General features: G+C 34.6%; 1 protein-coding gene. It reads right to left on the reverse strand.

From position 1 onward, the window contains the following. Window positions 1–121: 121 nt before the first annotated feature. Window positions 122–658, reverse strand: coding sequence for a hypothetical protein (locus tag IE212_RS34510; RefSeq protein ID WP_190201937.1), 537 nt, complete (start codon window positions 656–658; stop codon window positions 122–124). Window positions 659–694: the final 36 nt, after the last annotated feature.

A 694-nucleotide genomic window follows, 5' to 3' on the forward strand; every position in this document is an offset into this window, starting at 1 on the left:
ATAAGCATTCCTCATGATAGAAGGAGTTTCTGCAATTAACCTCTCAGCTCTAGCCTGTTCTTTTGGGTCAGTATATATCTGTAAGTCTCCCAAGGGAGTACTTATAGTTATGTTTACTGACTTACTTGCCATCTGGATTTTCCTTCGGTTTATTCAAGCCAAGTGAATCCATCATAAGGTTTATGGCTTGCTGTTGTGATTGTAATACTGATACTACATCTTTCCTGAATGAAGCGAATTCTTCATTGAATTGACTACCATTAGTGGGCTCCTTGTTTTCAAACATAGCAAGGATATTATCGCATTCCTTTATTATGTTCTCGTATTTACCTACATTATTAATAATACCAAGAGCCTGTGACCTTTGCAATGATACTTCGTTTACAATATTACTTCCAATTAGAGTGTAGTACACATTGTTATAAATACCCTCATTCCCATCCGAAGGTAAATATACGGTTACTGTACCAATGGAATCTTGAAGAACAATTTCTATAAGATTAGAAAAGCCATCACCATTTTCATTAGCTCTAGGTTTACTTTCTCCTACCTTTACTACTTTAGCTCGGTCAAAGATTGGGTACATTGATCTTCTGTCTCTTTCTAGAGTAAAGACTAAATCTCCTCTTTGTAATGATTTAAATTTCATTTCTTCCATACTGCATTATTTTTATTGATTAGACTTAATCCCATT

Origin of the sequence: Streptomyces djakartensis, from assembly GCF_014651075.1 — a bacterium.
In the GTDB taxonomy this organism is placed as follows: domain Bacteria; phylum Actinomycetota; class Actinomycetes; order Streptomycetales; family Streptomycetaceae; genus Streptomyces; species Streptomyces djakartensis.